13 protein-coding genes and 1 riboswitch are annotated in these 16,249 nt (G+C 70.5%); of the genes, 7 read left to right on the top strand and 6 right to left on the bottom strand.

Going from position 1 to position 16,249, the window contains the following annotated elements:
• Nucleotides 1-167: 167 nt before the first annotated feature.
• From ABZT04_RS34760 to ABZT04_RS34745, 4 genes are all read right to left on the bottom strand, one after another.
• Complete coding sequence (locus tag ABZT04_RS34760; RefSeq protein WP_356061376.1) at nucleotides 168-827, bottom strand: GntR family transcriptional regulator; 660 nt, start codon at nucleotides 825-827, stop codon at nucleotides 168-170.
• Between the two features lie 187 nt (nucleotides 828-1,014).
• Nucleotides 1,015-1,770, bottom strand: coding sequence for a M23 family metallopeptidase (locus ABZT04_RS34755; RefSeq protein WP_356061374.1), 756 nt, complete (start codon nucleotides 1,768-1,770; stop codon nucleotides 1,015-1,017).
• A 13-nt stretch (nucleotides 1,771-1,783) separates the two neighbouring features.
• A riboswitch (cyclic di-AMP (ydaO/yuaA leader) is annotated at nucleotides 1,784-1,948 on the bottom strand.
• Between the two features lie 203 nt (nucleotides 1,949-2,151).
• On the bottom strand, nucleotides 2,152-3,540 hold the full coding sequence (locus ABZT04_RS34750; RefSeq protein ID WP_356061372.1) for a pitrilysin family protein: 1,389 nt from the start codon (nucleotides 3,538-3,540) through the stop codon (nucleotides 2,152-2,154).
• Nucleotides 3,537-4,895 (bottom strand): pitrilysin family protein, encoded by a 1,359-nt coding sequence (locus ABZT04_RS34745; RefSeq protein WP_356061506.1) that lies wholly within the window; start codon nucleotides 4,893-4,895, stop codon nucleotides 3,537-3,539. Before ABZT04_RS34745 ends, ABZT04_RS34750 begins: the two co-directional genes overlap by 4 nt.
• A gap of 332 nt (nucleotides 4,896-5,227) precedes the next feature.
• On the opposite strand from ABZT04_RS34745, the gene ABZT04_RS34740 reads away from it, so the two are divergent.
• Nucleotides 5,228-7,684: a DNA topoisomerase IV subunit A gene (locus tag ABZT04_RS34740; protein ID WP_356061370.1), complete on the top strand. Its 2,457-nt coding sequence runs from the start codon at nucleotides 5,228-5,230 to the stop codon at nucleotides 7,682-7,684.
• A 10-nt stretch (nucleotides 7,685-7,694) separates the two neighbouring features.
• Here ABZT04_RS34740 and ABZT04_RS34735 read toward each other — a convergent pair whose 3' ends face one another.
• Nucleotides 7,695-8,807, bottom strand: coding sequence for a GTP-binding protein (locus ABZT04_RS34735; RefSeq protein WP_356061367.1), 1,113 nt, complete (start codon nucleotides 8,805-8,807; stop codon nucleotides 7,695-7,697).
• Between the two features lie 305 nt (nucleotides 8,808-9,112).
• On the opposite strand from ABZT04_RS34735, the gene ABZT04_RS34730 reads away from it, so the two are divergent.
• Both ABZT04_RS34730 and ABZT04_RS34725 read left to right on the top strand, forming a co-directional pair.
• Nucleotides 9,113-9,679, top strand: a complete 567-nt coding sequence (locus tag ABZT04_RS34730; RefSeq protein WP_356061365.1) for a DUF6082 family protein — start codon at nucleotides 9,113-9,115, stop codon at nucleotides 9,677-9,679.
• Between the two features lie 150 nt (nucleotides 9,680-9,829).
• Nucleotides 9,830-10,066: a hypothetical protein gene (locus tag ABZT04_RS34725; RefSeq protein ID WP_356061363.1), complete on the top strand. Its 237-nt coding sequence runs from the start codon at nucleotides 9,830-9,832 to the stop codon at nucleotides 10,064-10,066.
• 181 nt (nucleotides 10,067-10,247) lie between these two features.
• Here the strand turns inward: ABZT04_RS34725 and ABZT04_RS34720 are convergent, their stop codons facing one another.
• Nucleotides 10,248-11,414, bottom strand: coding sequence for a citrate synthase/methylcitrate synthase (locus tag ABZT04_RS34720; protein ID WP_356061361.1), 1,167 nt, complete (start codon nucleotides 11,412-11,414; stop codon nucleotides 10,248-10,250).
• A gap of 98 nt (nucleotides 11,415-11,512) precedes the next feature.
• Between ABZT04_RS34720 and ABZT04_RS34715 the strand changes: the two genes are divergently transcribed.
• From ABZT04_RS34715 to ABZT04_RS34700, 4 genes are all read left to right on the top strand, one after another.
• Nucleotides 11,513-12,769: a citrate synthase gene (locus ABZT04_RS34715; protein ID WP_356061359.1), complete on the top strand. Its 1,257-nt coding sequence runs from the start codon at nucleotides 11,513-11,515 to the stop codon at nucleotides 12,767-12,769.
• Between the two features lie 54 nt (nucleotides 12,770-12,823).
• Nucleotides 12,824-13,762, top strand: coding sequence for a sucrase ferredoxin (locus ABZT04_RS34710; protein WP_356061357.1), 939 nt, complete (start codon nucleotides 12,824-12,826; stop codon nucleotides 13,760-13,762).
• A 138-nt stretch (nucleotides 13,763-13,900) separates the two neighbouring features.
• The gene (locus ABZT04_RS34705; protein WP_356061355.1) at nucleotides 13,901-15,571 is read left to right on the top strand and encodes a sensor histidine kinase; all 1,671 of its coding nucleotides are present in this window, start codon (nucleotides 13,901-13,903) and stop codon (nucleotides 15,569-15,571) included.
• Nucleotides 15,568-16,248, top strand: a complete 681-nt coding sequence (locus tag ABZT04_RS34700) for a response regulator (protein WP_356061353.1) — start codon at nucleotides 15,568-15,570, stop codon at nucleotides 16,246-16,248. The genes ABZT04_RS34705 and ABZT04_RS34700 overlap by 4 nt, the downstream gene beginning before the upstream one ends.
• Nucleotide 16,249 lies beyond the last annotated feature (1 nt).

Genomic DNA, 16,249 nt, shown 5'->3' with positions numbered 1-16,249 from the left:
TCCTCAATTGATGGTTGCCGTGCTTATCGCCCAAAAGCGATGCACAACGATGCACCGCAACCCCGAAGGGCTCGTCCGAATTACCGGGCGAGCCCTTCGCAATTCCACTTGCGGGCAGCGGAAATAATCCCCCGCGAATTAGCTCCTCTTTGTATACGGCGCCCGTGTTAATGCCGCAGACCCGACATGTTTACGGGAGGTTGCGAAGTCCTCACACGGTGCGCGGTGCCCGCGCGCTCGGTGTGCAGGGCCGTGATCGCCCGCGCGCGCTCGCTGTCACCGCGCGCCACGGCGTCCACGATGGCCCCGTGCTCGGCCCAGGACTCGACGGGGTTGGCCGGTGCGTCCACCGCGTACATCCAGGCGATCTTGTGCCGCAACTGGGTCAGCATCGAGGTCAGCGCGGGGCTCCCGGAGGCCTGGGCCAGCGTCTCGTGGAACCAACTGCCCAGGGAGCGCAGGTCCTCGCTGTTGCCCCGCCTGGCGCGCTCCTGGCCCAGCCTGACGAGACCGCGCAACACCTTGAGGTGGGCCTCGGTGCGCCGCTGGGCGGCCCGTGAGGCGCCGAGCGGCTCCAGCAGCATCCGCATCTCCAGCAGGTCGGCGGCCTCCTGCTCGGTCGGTTCCGCGACGCACGCGCCCGCGTGCCGCCGGGTCACCACGAACCCCTCGGCCTCCAGCGTGCGCAGGGCCTCCCGCACGGGGACGCGCGAGACGCCGTACCGGCGCGCGAGGAGTTCCTCCGTGAGCCGGCCGCCGCGCTCGTAGACACCGGCGACGATGTCGTCCCGGATCGCCGTGCATACCGAGTGCGCCGGAATACGCATGTCCGACCTCCGCCTTAATCCCCGTGAAACGTCGACGATTGACGTGTGTTCCGTGACTCTATTGCAATGAGCGGGAATTTCCGATGGGGGGCCGGAATCCATGGATATTTTTTGGACAGGCGGGCTCCACAAACACCGAAAGCCCCGGCCGGCGGGCCAGGGCTTCGGGAAGTGCGGTGGTGCGTCGTCAGACGTTCACGCCGTGCTTGCGGAGGTAGGCGACGGGGTCGACGTCGGAGCCGTACTCGGCGGTCGTGCGGGCCTCGAAGTGGAGGTGCGGCCCGGTGACGTTGCCGGTGGCCCCGGAGAGGCCGATCTGCTGGCCCGGGGTGACCGTCTGGCCGACGGAGACGCCGATGGACGACAGGTGGCCGTACATGGTGTACATGCCGTCCGCCATCTTGATCACTACTTGATTGCCGTACGAGCCGCCCCAGCCCGCGTCGACGACCGTGCCGGAGCCCACCGCGTGGACGGAGGTGCCGGTCGAGGCGTGGAAGTCGATGCCCGTGTGGGCACCGGAGGACCACAGGGAACCGCCGGTCTTGTAGCCGGTGGAGACATACGAGTTCGAGACCGGCGCGACGAAGGTGTTGAGCTTCTTGCGCTCGGCCGCGCGGGCGGCGCGTGCCGCCGCGTCGCGCTCCGCCTTGGCCAGCGCGGCGGCCTTGGCCCGGGCGATCTCCTTGGCGGCCTGCTCATCGGCGGCCTGCTGCTGGGCGGCGGCCTGGGCGTCGATCTTCTCGGCCACGGAGTCGCCGATGGCGACGACGGGGGTGAGGCCGGTCTGCTCGGCGGCGGGCTCCGCGGCGAACGCCGGGGCGGCGGCCAGGGTGCCGACGACGCCGGAGGTGGCGAGAGCCGCGACACTCGCGGCACGAACGGTGGTGCGGTGGGTCCGGCTCGGGCGACGGTGCTTCCCGGTGGCGCGGGTGAACGCCATGAAGTGGCTGGTCCTTTCCTTCCTTCTCGCCTACCGGGTTAGCTGACGGGTTCGGAGCAGGAAGGTCTCCTACGGACCCCCTCGCGGTGCGCGGGCGTCCGATTCACCCCAGGGACTCTTGATGTGGGTCCCCGGCTCCCCTGGCTCGCGCCGTACGGGGACTCGGCGATGACTGTCCGGTGCCGCTGGTGCGGCGCGGTGCCTGACGGACAGCCGGACCGACGCTAAGGGGGGCCACTTTCAATCCCCAAACGGATCACGGTTTTTGTAGCGCATGCCACAGGGCAGACAGGCAACCTCTCCCCCAATTCGGACATGAGAGGGCCCTGATGACGCCTCAGTCACCAGGGCCCTCACGCGCGCGTGCCGCCGCGCAACCCTCTACTCCGCCGGAACGACGGTCACTTCGCCGATGCCGAGAGCCGCCACGGGCTCCTTGATCTGCTCCGCGTCGCCGACCAGGACCGTCACCAGACGGTCCACCGGGAAGGCGTTCACGACCGCCGCGGTGGCCTCGACGGTGCCGGTCGCGGCGAGCTGCTGGTAAAGCGTCGCCTGGTAGTCGTCGGGCAGGTGCTGCTCGACCTGGTCGGCCAGCGTGCTCGCCACGGCCGCGGCGGTCTCGTACTTGAGCGGCGCCACCCCGACGAGGTTCTGTACGGCGATGTCCCGCTCGGCGTCGGTGAGTCCGCCCTCCGCGAGCGTGCGCAGCACCGTCCACAGGTCGTCCAGGGCGGGGCCCGTGTTCGGGGTGTCCACGGAGCCGCTGATGGCGAGCATCGAGATGCCGGTGCCGTCGGGCGCCGAGCGCAGCACCTGGCCGAACGCCCGCACACCGTAGGTGTAGCCCTTCTCCTCCCGCAGGACGCGGTCCAGGCGGGAGGTGAGGGTGCCGCCGAGGCAGTACGTGCCGAGCACCTGGGCCGGCCAGACACGGTCGTGCCGGTCGGATCCGACCCGGCCGATGAGCAACTGCGTCTGGACGGCGCCGGGTCGGTGCACGATCACGACCCGTCCGCTGTCGTCGGCGGTCACCGAGGGCACGGGGCGCGGCTGGGCGGAGGAACCCGTCCACGAGCCCAGGGTGTCGGCGAGCAGCGCGTCCAGGTCGATGCCGGTGAGGTCGCCGACGACCACGACAGTGGCCGTCGCGGGGCGGACGTGCCGGTCGTAGAAGGCGCGTACGGCGGCCGAGTCGATCTTCTGGACGGTCTCCTCGGTGCCTTGGCGCGGACGCGACATGCGCGAGCTCGCCGGGAACAGCTCCTTGGACAGCTCCTTGGCCGCGCGGCGGGACGGGTTGGCCGTCTCGTGCGGGATCTCGTCGAGGCGGTTGCGGACCAGCCGCTCGACCTCGCTGTCCGCGAAGGCGGGCGCGCGCAGCGCGTCGGACAGCAGGCCGAGCCCCTTGGCCAGGCGCGAGGCCGGGACCTCCAGGCTCAGACGCAGTCCGGGGTGGTCGGCGTGCGCGTCGAGGGTGGCGCCGGAGCGCTCCAGCTCAGCGGCGAACTCCTCGGCGGAGTGCTTGTCGGTGCCCTCGGAGAAGGCACGCGCGGTGATCGTGGCGACGCCGTCCAGGCCGGCCGGTTCGGCGTCCAGGGGCGCGTCCAGGAGCACCTCGACGGCGACGACCTGCTGGCCGGGGCGGTGGCAGCGCAGGACGGTCAGGCCGTTGCCGAGCGTGCCTCGCTCGGGCGCCGGGAAGGCCCAGGGCCTGGCCTCGCCCGCCTGGGGCTGCGGGTGGAATTCCATCGTGGCGAGCTCGGTCACTTGGCCGCCTCCTCGTTCTCGTCGGTGGCCGCTGCTTCGGTGTCCTCGTCATCCTCGTCCGCGATCGGCTCGTACACGAGCACCGCGCGGTTGTCGGGGCGCAGGCGGGCCTTGGCGACCTCCTGGACCTCCTCGGCCGTCACGTCCAGGACGCGCTGTACGGCGGTCAGGGCGAGCTGCGGGTCGCCGAACAGGACGGCGTAGCGGCAGAGTTCGTCGGCGCGGCCCGCGACCGTGCCGAGACGGTCCAGCCACTCACGCTCCAACTGGGCCTGGGCGCGCTCCATTTCCTCGGCCGTGGGGCCCTCCGCGGCGAACCGGGCGAGCTCCTCGTCGATGGCGGCCTCGATGACCGGTACCTCGACGTCACCGGACGTCTTGACGTCCAGCCACCCCAGGGAGGGCGCTCCGGCCAGCCGCAGCAGCCCGAAGCCGGCGGCGACGGCCGTACGGTCGCGTCGTACAAGACGGTTGTAGAGGAGCGAGGACTCGCCGCCGCCGAGGATGGTGAGGGCGAGGTCGGCCGCGTCGCACGCGCGCGTGCCGTCGTTCGGCAGGCGGTAGGCGCACATCAGGGCGCGGGCCGGGACCTCCTCCTCGACGATCTCGCGCAACTGGCCGCCGATCACCTCGGGCAGGGTGCCGTCTCTGGGCACGGGCTTGCCGTCGTGCGACGCGATGGACCCGAAGTACTTCTCGATCCAGGCGAGCGTCTGCTCGGGGTCGATGTCGCCGACCACGGACAGGACCGCGTTGTTGGGCGCGTAGTAGGTGCGGAAGAACGCGCGCGCGTCCTCCAGGGTGGCCGCGTCCAGGTCCGCCATCGAGCCGATGGGGGTGTGGTGGTAGGGGTGGCCCTCCGGGTAGGCGAGGGCGGTCAGCTTCTCGAAGGCGGTGCCGTAGGGCACGTTGTCGTAGCGTTGACGGCGTTCGTTCTTGACGACGTCCCGCTGGTTCTCCATGGACTCGTCGTCGAGAGCGGCGAGCAGGGAACCCATCCGGTCGGCTTCGAGCCAGAGGGCGAGCTCCAACTGGTGGGTGGGCATGGTCTCGAAGTAGTTGGTGCGCTCGAAACTGGTGGTGCCGTTGAGCGAACCGCCCGCGCCCTGCACCAGTTCGAAGTGGCCGTTGCCCTTCACCTGTCCGGAGCCCTGGAACATCAGGTGCTCGAAGAGGTGAGCCAGGCCGGTACGCCCCTTGACCTCGTGACGGGAACCGACGTCGTACCAGAGGCACACCGCCGCGACCGGGGTCAGGTGGTCCTCGGAGAGCACCACGCGCAGACCGTTGGCCAAGCGGTGTTCGGTCGCTGTCAGGCCGCCGGAGCCTGCCTCGGCGGTGGCCGTGTGACCCATGGGCATGTACGTCCCTTCGATCGCGGATTCTCTGGCTGGAACCGCAGAAATCCTGCTCGTCCCGCCACTGTATGCAAGCGTGCGGACCGTCGGCGAAGTTCCCGGCGGACGTACGCCCAGAGCGAGATCGCGTAGCCTGCGGGCAGTCGCACACGTGGACCCACGCGGCAGCCGTCGGTGACGGAGCCGAGCGGCCAGCGCCGGGTCCTGGTCCGGGTTGTCAGTGCCGCGGTCCACAATGGTTCACGTCAGACCCCGTTCACGCTTCAGCACGAGTGAGCCGAAGGGGAGCGACCCCCAGGCGAGCGACCAGAAAAGAGGAGCCGGCAGCGATGGCCCGCCGCAGCACGAAGACCCCGCCGCCCGACGACTCGTTCGAGGAGCGGATCCTCGACATCGACGTCGTCGACGAGATGCAGGGCTCCTACCTTGAGTACGCGTACTCGGTCATCTACTCCCGCGCCCTGCCGGACGCCCGGGACGGACTGAAGCCGGTCCACCGTCGGATCGTCTACCAGATGGACGAGATGGGCCTGCGCCCCGACCGCGGCTATGTGAAGTGCGCGCGTGTCGTCGGCGAGGTCATGGGCAAGCTGCACCCGCACGGCGACGCCTCGATCTACGACGCCCTGGTGCGCATGGCCCAGCCGTTCTCCATGCGCGTGCCCCTGGCCGACGGCCACGGCAACTTCGGCTCGCTGGGCAACGACGATCCGCCCGCCGCCATGCGGTACACCGAGTGCCGGCCCTCCGAGGCCGCGAACCTGATGACCGAGTCGATCGACGAGGACACGGTCGACTTCGCCCCGAACTACGACGGCCAGGAGCAGGAGCCGGTGGCCCTGCCCGCCGCCTTCCCGAACCTCCTGGTGAACGGCTCCTCGGGCATCGCCGTAGGCATGGCCACCAACATGCCGCCGCACAACCTCGGCGAAGTCATCGCGGCCGCCCGCCACTTGATCCGCTACCCGAACGCGGACCTGGACACCCTGATGCGCCACGTCCCCGGCCCCGACCTGCCCACGGGCGGCCGGATCGTCGGCCTCACCGGCATCCGGGACGCGTACGAGACGGGCCGCGGCACCTTCAAGATCCGCGCCACCGTCTCCGTGGACAACGTGACGGCGCGCCGCAAGGGCCTCGTCGTCACCGAACTGCCCTTCTCCGTCGGCCCGGAGAAAGTGATCGCCAAGATCAAGGACCTGGTCGGCGCGAAGAAGCTGCAGGGCATCGCCGACGTCAAGGACCTCACCGACCGGGCCCACGGCCTGCGCCTGGTCATCGAGATCAAGAACGGCTTCGTACCGGAAGCGGTCCTGGAGCAGCTCTACAAGCTGACGCCGATGGAGGAGTCCTTCGGCATCAACAACGTGGCGCTGGTCGACGGCCAGCCCCTCACACTGGGCCTCAAGGAACTCCTGGAGGTCTATCTCGACCACCGCTTCGACGTCGTACGGCGACGCAGCGAGTTCCGCCGCACCAAGCGGCGCGACCGCCTCCACCTGGTCGAGGGCCTGCTCACCGCGCTCGTCGACATCGACGAGGTCATCCGGATCATCCGCTCCAGCGACAACTCCGCGCAGGCGAAGCAGAGCCTGATGGAGCGCTTCTCCCTGTCGGACATCCAGACGCAGTACATCCTGGACACGCCGCTGCGCCGGCTCACCCGGTTCGACCGGATCGAGCTGGAGTCGGAGATGGAGCGACTCACCGCGGAGATCGCCGAGTTGACCCGCATCCTGGAGTCGGACACCGAGCTGCGCAAGCTGGTCTCGACCGAACTGGCCGCGGTGGCGAAGAAGTTCGGCACCGACCGGCGTACGGTCCTGCTGGAGTCGGCGGGCGCCCCCGCCGCCACCGTGCCTCTCCAGGTCGCCGACGACCCGTGCCGGGTCCTGCTCTCCTCGACGGGACTGCTGGCCCGTACGGCCAACGGCGAGCCCTTCCCGGAGGACGCCGACGCCCGGCGCACCAAGCACGACGTGATCGTCTCGGCGGTCCCGGCGACAGCACGCGGCGAGTTGGGCGCGGTCACCTCGACCGGTCGCCTGCTGCGGATCAACGTCGTGGACCTCCCCCAGCTCCCGGAGACGGCGGCCACGCCGAATCTCTCCGGCGGCGCGCCGATCTCGGAGTTCGTCTCCCTGGACGACGGCGAGACGGTCGTCTGCCTGACGACCCTCGACGAGTCCTCCCCGGGCCTGGCCATCGGCACGGAGCAGGGCGTCGTCAAGCGCGTGGTCCCCGACTACCCCACGAACAAGGAGGAGTTGGAGGTCATCACGCTCAAGGACGGCGACCGGATCGTCGGCGCGATCGAGCTGCGCACCGGTGAGGAGGACCTGGTCTTCATCACGGACGACGCCCAACTCCTGCGCTACCAGGCCTCGCAGGTCAGGCCCCAGGGCCGCCCGGCCGGCGGTATGGCGGGCGTCAAGCTCACCGAGGGCGCGAAGGTCATCTCCTTCACGGCCGTCGACCCCGCCGTGGACGCCGTGGTGTTCACGGTCGCCGGCTCGCGCGGCACCCTGGACGACTCCGTCCAGACGACGGCCAAGCTGACCCCGTTCGACCAGTACCCCCGCAAGGGCCGTGCCACCGGCGGCGTCCGCTGCCAGCGCTTCCTGAAGGGCGAGGACTGTCTCTCCCTGGCCTGGGCCGGTGCCGTACCGGCGAAGGCCGCACAACGGGACGGCACACCGGCGGAACTTCCGGAGATGGACCCGCGACGCGACGGTTCGGGTGTGTCGCTGGCGAAGACCGTGTCGGTGGTGGCGGGCCCGGTGTAGCCCGCCGCCGTCAGGCCTCCGGGTCCAGGTCGGGCTCCAACTCCGGCTCGGATTCCGGCTCTTGGTCCGGCTCCTGTACGTAGCGCAGGACGCCCCACATGCCGTGCTCGTCGGCGTGTGGGGCGTCGCCGTCCTTGCACGCCTCCAACTCCTTGCCGAGGGCGGGCATGTCGAGGCCGGTGCCGATGAGCACGAGCTGGGTCAGCCGGGGGTCGCCGCTCGGCCAGGGCTCGGGATAGAAGCGCAGGAAGCGTCCGACGGCGTGCACGGCGTACCAGTTGCGCGGATCGTGGGCGCCGAAGTCGACGTATCCCTTGATGCGGTAGAGCCCCTCGGGCCTGCTGTCCAGGAACGCCATCAGCCGTCGCGGGTCCATGGGCGTGTCGTCGGAGGCGAAGGAGAGGCTGTCGTAGGCGGTGTGCAGATGGTCGGTGTGCGCGTCGCCGGCCTGCTCCTCGCCGGTGTGCTCATGCAGGTCGTCGAAGGTCAACTGCCCGACGCGCTCCTCGCTCGGCCGACAGTCGAAGAGGAACTCCGGGTCGATACGGCCGTAGGTGGCGGGCACCACTGCGGCACGGTCGGTGAGGGAGCGGACGAGGCCGAGGACCCGCTCGGCGTCCGGCGCCCGGTCCAGCTTGTTGACGACCACGAGGTCGGCGAGGGCGAGATGCCGGTCGATCTCGGGGTGCTTGGCGCGGGTGTCGTCGAACTCGGCGGCGTCGACGACCTCGACGAGCCCGCCGTAGACGATCCCCGGATGCTCGCTGGCGAGCAGCATGCGCACCAGTTCCTCGGGTTCGGCGAGTCCGCTGGCCTCGATGACGATGACGTCGATACCGGCGGCGGGCCGGGCGAGCCGCTCCAGGTAGGTGTCGAGTTCACTGGCGTCGACGGCGCAGCACAGGCACCCGTTGCCCAGCGAGACGGTCGAGTCGCCGAGGGCTCCGGCGACGGCCAGCGCGTCGATCTCGATCGCCCCGAAGTCATTGACGATCGCCCCGATACGGCTGCCTCCGCTGCGGTGCAGGAGGTGGTTGAGCAGGGTCGTCTTGCCCGACCCTAGGAATCCGGCGAGTACGACGACGGGGATCTGCGGGCTTGCGCCCGGGCTCTGCTGGCTCAACGTGCGACCTCTTTCACGCCGACGCGTGCACCGGCTCGCGGTCCGGCACACGTACGGAGATTGAATGCCGCCCCAGGATACGAGCCGGAAGAATCGCCGCGAAGTGAACGATTGTTAGCAGCACTTGCGGGGCAGACGTTGGGGAAGGCGCCGGTTCGTGCGACCCTCGCTTCCCTCCGTGCGCCTCCTCTCCGCCTCCCCGCCGATCAGAGCCGCTCGGCACTCTGGGAGACGGCAAGCGCCGCCCATCAGTCGACCCGCACCCCGGCGAACGGCGGACGGCCGCCTGATCGGGGGTTGTTGACATGGCCACAAGGAAGCACTCGGTAGGGAAAGTCGGCTCCGCGGCGCTGAGCCTGCTGCTCGCCACCGCGACGATGACACTGGCGGCACGTCAGCGACGCCTGGAAGCCGCCCGCCTGGCCGAACAACGGCTGGAGGAACGGCGCCTGGAGCTGGAGGAGTTGGCGATCCGCCGCAAGGCTCTGGCGCATCAGCAGCGCATGCACTGGGAGTTACTGGCGCGCGCCATCGACGATCCCTCCCTCGCCGCGGTGATAGACACCTACGACAAGAGCATCCCGGTCGAGAAGCGTCGGCAGTTCTTCTATGCCAACGCGTGGTACGTCCACCTTTTCCATCTATATCGGGCGGGGATCCTGGACCGGGACGAGTTGTACAGGTATCTGCGCGAGTTCTTCCAGAGCCCTCTGTTCCGGGAGTACTGGGAGGCATCGCAGGCTCAGCGGGCGACCCTGAGTGAGTCGTCCGAAGAGGCCGTGATCGGCCGTATCGTCGACGGCCTGGTCACGGATCTCGATGAAGCGGACACCGACGAGTGGTGGGTGGTGGGCACCCCACCGACCGACTGACCTCCCTGACGCGGCCCCGCGCGTCAACCCTTCAGCACCACGCACACAGCCGGGTGATTCTTTCTCCATGTCGCCACACAGACCTCGCGCGTCGCAGTATTTTGCTGATCACGACTGTGCCCAGACCTTTTGTAAGGACCGGTAACCCCCTTGAAGATCGTGCGCCGCATCGGTGTGCCCCCGAGTGCCCGTGGCAGCAACTCAGGAGCCAACTGCCCCGATGTGTTCGAACTCAGTGACGGCAACTTCGCCGTCATCGGCACCGAGGCAACCGAAACGCTGGACGGTGAACTGCCCGCGGACGCCGCACGCGCCGACTACGAACGCATCGTCGTCGTGAGTCGGGAAACGCTGATTCGAGCCAAGGCAGACATCCCCGACGCCTGACAGCACCGCACGAGCACGCGTCCACCAGAGACCGTCCCGTCCCCGCCCCCCGGCCGCACGCAACCGTGAGCGAGTCCGGCATCTACCGGCGAGCAGCCCGCCACCCCCGTCACTGCTCGATCACCACCCATGGGGCCTGGCGCCAGAACGGCACCAGGCCGCACGCGTTTCCGGGGCCGCCTCAGCTCATCAGCGGGACCGCCACCGGCGCCTCGGCCCCCACATACCGTGCCACCGGCCGGATGATCTTCGAGTCCTCCGCCTGCTCCACCACATTCGCACTCCACCCCACCACCCGCGCGGCGGCGAACGTGGGGGTGAACATCTCCCGCGGCAGCCCGCACAGTTCCATGACCAGCCCCGCGTAGAACTCGACGTTCGTGTGGAGTTCGCGGCCCGGCTTGAGTTCCGCGAGGATGGCCTCCACCTGCCGCTCCACCTCGACCGCGAACTCGACCCGCGCCCCGCCGAACTGCTGGGCGACCTCGCGCAGCATCCGGGAACGAGGGTCCTCCGTGCGGTAGATCGCGTGACCGAAGCCCATGATGCGGTCGCCGGCGAGGACGCGCTCACGGATCCAGGGGGCGATACGGTCCGGGGTGCCGATCGCGTCCAGGGTGTCGAGGGCGCGGCTGGGCGCGCCGCCGTGCAGCGGACCCGAGAGCGCTCCTACGGCGCCGACCAGGCAGGCCGCCACATCCGCCCCCGTCGACGCGATGACGCGCGCGGTGAAGGTTGACGCATTGAATCCGTGGTCAATGGTTGAGATCAAGTATTGCTCGATGGCTCTGGCCTGCTGCTTGTCCGGCTCCGAACCCGTCAGCATGTAGAGGTAGTTGGCCGCGTAGGAGAGATCCTCACGCGGCTCCACGGGGGCGAGTCCCCGCCTCAGCCGGTACAGCGCGGTCAGCAGGGTCGGTACGGCGGCGGAGGCCACGAGGGCGTCCTCGCGACGCGCGTCCGCATCGATGTCGTAGACCGGCCGGAAGCCCTTCGCGGCGCCGAGCAGCGACAACGCCGTACGCATGCCGGACAGCGGTCCGGACGTACCGCTCGCCGCCGCCACGGCGGGCAGTGCGGCCCGCACCTCGTCGGGTAGCTTGCGCAGCGCGGCCGTCTCCGCTGCGAAGGCGGCGCTCCGTTCGGCGTCCGGCAGTTCGCCGTGAGCCAGGAGATGCCAGACGTCCTCGAAGCCGCGGGTCTGCGCGAGTTCGACGGCGGAGTACTGGCGGTAGTGGTAAAAGCCCTCGGTTCCCCGGACGTCACCGATTCGGGTGTCGGTGACGACGACGCCCGCGAGTCCCCGCGGAACCTCGACACGAGTGGCTGCGGCCCTGTTGATGGACATGTTTCCTCCCTGGACTTGATTTCAATGTCCATGGTTGACTCAATCTCTGTCAATATTGATTGAATCAATGCAATCAACAGATGGATACGGTGTCGTCCATGCGCGATCAAGAACCCGCTCCCGGTCACCCCGAGCGCCGGCTGAGCACCAAGGAGACCGCCGAGCTGCTCGGCGTGAAGCCCGAGACCGTGTACGCGTACGTGAGTCGCGGACAGTTGGGCAGCAGACGTGAGCCCGGCGGTCGGGGCAGCACCTTCGACGCCACGGAGGTGCAGACCCTCGCCCGGCGCAACAGGCGGGAGAGCAGCGGGAGTTCGGGCACCGGGGGCGAGCTGTCCGTGCGGACCCGGATCACGCTCATCGACAAGGACCGGTACTACTTCCGGGGCGTCGACGCGACCGAGCTGGCCGCGCGCCACTCCTACGAAGAGATCGCCGAGTGGCTGTGGACCGGGGAGTTGCGCCCCGGGATCACGTTCACCGCGCCCAAGGCGGCCGTCTCCGTCGCCCGCCGCGCGGTGGACGCGCTGCCCGAACACACCGGTCCCACCGACCGGTTGCGCGTCGCGGCCATCGCGGCGGCGACGGCGGACCCGCTGCGTTTCGACCTGTCCGAGGACGCCGTGCTCGGCACGGCACGCACCCTCATCCCCACCCTCGTCGCCGCCCTGCCGCCGGTGCGGCGCGCCCATCGCGACGAGGGTTCGCTGGCCCAGCGCCTGTGGGCACGGCTGAGCGGTCAACCCGCCGACGAGGCGTCACTGCGCGTGCTGGACACGGCACTTGGCCTGCTCGTCGACCACGACCTGGCCGCGTCCACACTCGCGGTACGGGTCGCCGCCTCGGCCCGCGCGCACGCCTACGCGGCCGTCTCCTCCGGCCTGGGCGTGCTCGAAGGCCCGCTGCACGGCGCGGCAAGCGGCCTGGCGCACCGGCTGCTGCTCGACGTGCTCGACCAGGGCGACGCGGCCCCGGTGGTCGCCGACGAACTGCGCGCCGGCCGCCGTGTCCCCGGGCTCGGCCACCGGCTCTACCCGGGCGAGGACCCACGCGCGCGTGCCCTGTTCGCGCTCCTGGAGGAGATCCCGGGCGCCGGGCCCGCCCTCGCGGCGGCGCGCGACATCGTGACCACCACCGCCCGCCACACCCCGCTGCACGCCAACGTCGACCTGGCGCTCGCCGTACTCACCGTCTCCTCCGGGATGCCCTCCACGGCGGGCGAGACGGTCTTCGCCGTCGCCCGTACGGCGGGCTGGATCGCGCACGCCCTGGAGGAGTACGGGGAACGCCCGCTGCGGATGCGGCCCAGCGGTCACTACGTAGGGCCGAAACCGCCTCAGCCCCTACCGGAGTAGGACACGAGCGCGACCGGAAGTCGCCCCGGGTCAAGTCAGGTTAGGCTCACCTCTGTGAGTACGTGCGCGACCGTCTCCCAGGACCTCGACGAGCCCATGTCCGGAACCGCTGCCACGGCGACGACGTGGCTGCTGCTGGAACAGCCCGGTCCTTGGGGTGCCAAAGCGCTCACTTCGAGCCACCTGGACCCCGCGCTGGGGCGTGCCCTGGAGGCGGCCGCCGCCCACACGGGCGTGCGGATCGCGCTCATCCGCCGCCCGGGACGACACGCCGACCCCGCGCCGTCACGGGTGCGCCAGGTGTACGTGGCCCACACCGTTCCCGGAAACGCATGGCTGCACAGCGCCACGACCACCGAACCGCGAGACCTGCTCGCCCTCGATTTCGCCGCCCTCGGAGCGGGCGACCCACGCTCGTTCGGCTCGGCGCTCGGCGGGCGGGCCCACACCGGTGACCCGCTCGCGCTCGTGTGCACCAACGGCAAGCGCGACCGCTGCTGCGCCCTCCTCGGCCGCCCCCTCGCGGCGGAACTGGCCGCCTCCGGGGTCGAGGGCGCCTGGGAGGTCACCCATCTGGGGGGTCACCGCTTCTCGCCGACGGTGCTCGTCCTGCCGTACGGATACGCGTACGGGCGGGCCGAGGCCCACGCCGTCAAGGAGATCCTGCACGGTGTCCAGGAGGGCCGCGTGGTCGTCGAGGGCTGCCGGGGCGGTTCGGCCTGGGAGCGGCCCGGCCAGGCGGCGGAGCTGGCCGTGCGGACGGCGGCGGGCGAGTACGGGGTGGACGCGCTGAGTGTCGTACGCACGGACGGCGCCGCACCGCGCTGGGAGGTGACCGTCGCGCACGTCGACGGACGCCACTGGCGGGTGATCGTCGCCCAGGGCGCCTCCCTGCCGCCCCGCCCGGAGAGCTGCGGGACGTCGGTCCTCGGCGCACCGGCGCGGATGGACGTGGTGGCGGTGCGCGAACTAGCGACGGCGCTGGCGGGCTGACTCTCCGGGCACTAGGGGCCCTGGCCGACGTCCACGGAAAACAGGCTGCTCCTGGGGAGCCGTTTTCCCAAGAATTGGTCAAGAGATCCGCACCACACCTCTAGGGCGGGCCACGGCCCTCCACGTACCGTCATGGGTATGAGTCCCACTCCCCCCGCACGCCGCCGTCGCCTCGGGCTGCCGCGGCGGGTGTTCTCGCAGGTGCTGCTGATGCAGTTGGCGATCGCCGCGGGAGTCGCGGTACTGGCGACCGGGCTGTTCCTGGCGCCGCTCAGCAAGCAGCTCGACCAGGAGGCGATGAACCGCGCCCTGGCCATCGCCCAGACCACCGCGCAGCAGCCGCAGATCATCAGGGACGTGCAGAACACGCCCCCGACTGTGAACGGGCCCGTGCAGAAGGAGGCCGAGCGGATCCGCAAGGCCACCAAGGCCGAGTACGTGGTGGTGATGGACTGGCGGGGCATGCGGTGGTCGCACACCACTCCGAGCGAGATCGGCCGGTTCGTCTCGACCTCTCCCGGCGAGCCCCTGGCCGGTCAGGAGGTCAAGGAGATCGACAAGGGCACCCTGGGCCGCTCGGCCCGCGGCAAGGTGCCTCTGCGGGCCGCCGACGGCACGATCGTCGGGGCCGTCTCGGTGGGCATCAAGTACGACAGCGTCCGCGCGCAACTGATCAGCACGATCCCCGGGCTGCTGGCGTACGCCGGGGGCGCTCTCGCCGTGGCCGCGCTGGCGGCGTGGCTGATCTCCCGCAGGGTCCAGCGGCAGACCCGGGACCTGGCCTTCTCGGACATCTCGGCGCTGCTCTCGGAGCGCGAGGCGATGCTGCACGGCATCAGGGAGGGCGTCGTCGCCCTGGACCGCGCGGGCCGCATACGGCTCCTGAACGACGAGGCGCGGCGGCTGCTGGGCATCGGCGACGAGGCGGTCGGCAGGTCCCTGGACGAGGCCCTCGGTGACGGACGGACGACCGATGTCCTGGCCGGCCGGGTGACCGGCACCGACCTGCTCGCCGTCCGCGGCCAGCGCGTGCTGGTCACCAACCGCATGCCCACCGACGACGGCGGCGCCGTCGCCACCCTGCGCGACCGCACCGAACTGGAGCAGCTCGGCCGCGAACTCGACTCGACGCACGGCCTGATCGACGCCCTGCGCGCCCAGGACCACGAGCACGCCAACCGCATGCACACCCTGTTGGGGCTGCTCGAACTGGAGATGTACGACGACGCCGTGGAGTTCGTCGGCGAGGTGGTGGGCGACCACCGGGCCACCGCCGAGCAGGTCACCGAGAAGATCCAGGACCCGTTGCTCGCCGCCCTGCTGGTGGGCAAGGCGACCGTCGCGGCCGAGCGGGGTGTCGCCCTGTGGATCTCCGACCGAACCTGGCTGCCGGACCGGTTGATCGACCCGCGCGGGCTGGTGACCGTCGTCGGCAACCTGGTGGACAACGCGCTCGACGCCGTCGCGGGCACACCGCACGCACGCGTGGAGGCCGAGTTGCGGACGGAAGGGCGTACGGCCGTGCTCCGGGTGCGCGACACGGGACCCGGGATCCCGGAGGAACAACGGGAGTTGGTCTTCACGGAGGGCTGGTCCACCAAGAAGCCCCCGGCCCACGGCAAACGCGGTATCGGGCTCTCCCTGGTGCGTCGGCTCGCCGAACGGCAGGGCGGCAGCGCGGTGGTGACGGAGGCGTACGGCGGGGGCGCGGAGTTCGTGGTCGTCCTGCCCGAGGCACTGACCGAGCCGGACCTGGAGCCCGCCCTCGCCGCCTCCGGGGAGACCGCCGGCGAGGAGGAGTCGCGATGATCGAGGTCCTGGTCGTGGACGACGACACCCGGGTCGCGCGGGTCAACTCCGCCTACGTCGAGAAGGTGCCGGGCTTCCATGTCGCGGCCGAGGCGCACAGCGCCGCCGAGGCGCTGAACAGGCTGGAGACACTGCCCCGCCTGGACCTGGTCCTGCTGGACCACTATCTGCCCGACGAGACAGGCCTGGCGGTCGTCCAGGAGATGCGCCGACGGGGCCACCAGACGGACGTGATCATGGTGACGGCGGCCCGGGACGTGACGACCGTACAGGCGGCGATGCGACAGGGCGCGTTGCAGTACCTGGTCAAGCCGTTCGCCTTCGCCGGCCTGCGGGCCAAGTTGGAGGCGTACGCGGAACTGCGCCGCACCCTCGACGGCGGCGGTGAGGCCGAACAGGCGGAGGTGGACCGCATCTTCGGCGCCCTGTCCGCGCCGTCGGAGCCCGGGCTGCCCAAAGGGCACTCCCCCACCACCGCGGAACTGGTGCGCCAGTGCCTGATGAACGCGGAAGGCCCCCTGTCCGCCCAGGAGATCGCCGACCGCACCGGGGTGAGCCGGCAGACCGCCCAGCGTTATCTGAAGCTCCTGGAGCGCACCGGGCGGGCCCGGCTGACCCTCAAATACGGCGACGCGGGCCGCCCGGAACACCGTTACGTGTGGGCGACCCGCGCCTGAG

Source organism: Streptomyces sp. NPDC005492 (assembly GCF_040605995.1).
GTDB lineage: Bacteria > Actinomycetota > Actinomycetes > Streptomycetales > Streptomycetaceae > Streptomyces.
This window is presented reverse-complemented; position numbering and strand designations above follow the sequence as displayed.

Coding starts and splice junctions, on each gene's coding strand:
- ABZT04_RS34760 (WP_356061376.1), bottom strand. CDS start 827: ATGCGTATTCCGGCGCACTCGGTATGCACGGCGATCCGGGACGACATC.
- ABZT04_RS34755 (WP_356061374.1), bottom strand. CDS start 1,770: ATGGCGTTCACCCGCGCCACCGGGAAGCACCGTCGCCCGAGCCGGACC.
- ABZT04_RS34745 (WP_356061506.1), bottom strand. CDS start 4,895: ATGGGTCACACGGCCACCGCCGAGGCAGGCTCCGGCGGCCTGACAGCG.
- ABZT04_RS34740 (WP_356061370.1), top strand. CDS start 5,228: ATGGCCCGCCGCAGCACGAAGACCCCGCCGCCCGACGACTCGTTCGAG.
- ABZT04_RS34730 (WP_356061365.1), top strand. CDS start 9,113: ATGGCCACAAGGAAGCACTCGGTAGGGAAAGTCGGCTCCGCGGCGCTG.
- ABZT04_RS34720 (WP_356061361.1), bottom strand. CDS start 11,414: ATGTCCATCAACAGGGCCGCAGCCACTCGTGTCGAGGTTCCGCGGGGA.
- ABZT04_RS34715 (WP_356061359.1), top strand. CDS start 11,513: ATGCGCGATCAAGAACCCGCTCCCGGTCACCCCGAGCGCCGGCTGAGC.
- ABZT04_RS34705 (WP_356061355.1), top strand. CDS start 13,901: ATGAGTCCCACTCCCCCCGCACGCCGCCGTCGCCTCGGGCTGCCGCGG.
- ABZT04_RS34700 (WP_356061353.1), top strand. CDS start 15,568: ATGATCGAGGTCCTGGTCGTGGACGACGACACCCGGGTCGCGCGGGTC.